A 1,049-nucleotide genomic window follows, 5' to 3' on the forward strand; every position below is an offset into this window, starting at 1 on the left:
CGCTCGGCTCGCTGCTCGCGCTCGTCGCCGGCGTCGGCCGCACGAGCCTCGCGATGGCGCGCGACGGAGAACTCCCCCGCCCGCTCGCTGCGGTGCATCCCCGCTTCGGCGTCCCGCACGTGGCCGAGGCGGCGACGGGCGCCGCCGTCATCGTGCTCCTGCTCGTCGCCGACCTCCGCGGGGCGATCGGCTTCTCGTCGTTCGGCGTGCTGCTCTACTACCTCGTGGCGAACGCGTCGGCCATCACGCAGCCCGCCGCCGAGCGGCTCGTGCCGCGCTGGCTCTCGTGGTTCGGGGCGATCGGATGCGTCGTCCTCGTGGTCACGCTGCCGATCACGTCCATCGCGGCGGGCGTCGCGGTCTTCGCCGTGGGCGCCGCGGTGCGCGGCATCCGCCTTGTTCTCGGGCGGCGGTCCGGCGCTCCCGAGGACTAGCCCGTCGTCGAGGGAATGCCGAATGCACCGATCGGGCCCCGAGACGGTGCGGACGGCATCTGTTCGATCGCGGCGCCCGGCATAGGCTGGCGGCATGAGCGCCGACCCCTCCGCCCGCATCCTGACCATCGCCGACGTGCCCGCGCCCGTGCTCGAACCGACCGCCTTCGTCGCGCTCGGCGCCGTCGTCGTCGGACAGGTGCGCCTCGCCGCGCAGTCGAGCGTCTGGTACAACGCGGTGCTCCGCGCCGAGGCCGAGCCGATCACGCTCGGCGAGCGCTCCAACCTGCAGGACGGCGTCGTCTGCCACGTCGACGCCGGCTACCCCGTGGTGATCGGCACGGGCGTCTCGGTCGGCCATCGCGCGGTGCTGCACGGCTGCACCGTGGAGGACGACTGCCTCATCGGAATGGGTGCGACGATCCTCAACGGTGCGGTGATCGGCGCGGGGTCGCTCGTCGCCGCCGGTGCCGTGGTGCTCGAGGGCACCGTCGTGCCGCCCGCCTCACTCGTCGCGGGCGTCCCCGCCAAGGTCCGCCGCGAGCTCACCGCCGACGAGCAGGCCGGCATCCGGCGCAACGCCGAGGCGTACCTCGCGCACGTCGCGCGGCACAC

The 1,049-nt window shown here is 74.3% G+C and carries 2 protein-coding genes; both read left to right on the top strand.

What is annotated here, in order from left to right:
* Positions 1–434: amino acid permease (locus tag ESO86_RS17550; protein WP_165308340.1), on the top strand; the 434-nt coding region annotated here is incomplete at its 5' end.
* Between the two features lie 94 nt (positions 435–528).
* Positions 529–1,049: gamma carbonic anhydrase family protein (locus ESO86_RS17555; protein ID WP_165308342.1), on the top strand; the 521-nt coding region annotated here is incomplete at its 3' end.

The sequence above is a fragment of the Agromyces binzhouensis genome (genome assembly GCF_004135055.1).
In the GTDB taxonomy this organism is placed as follows: domain Bacteria; phylum Actinomycetota; class Actinomycetes; order Actinomycetales; family Microbacteriaceae; genus Agromyces; species Agromyces binzhouensis.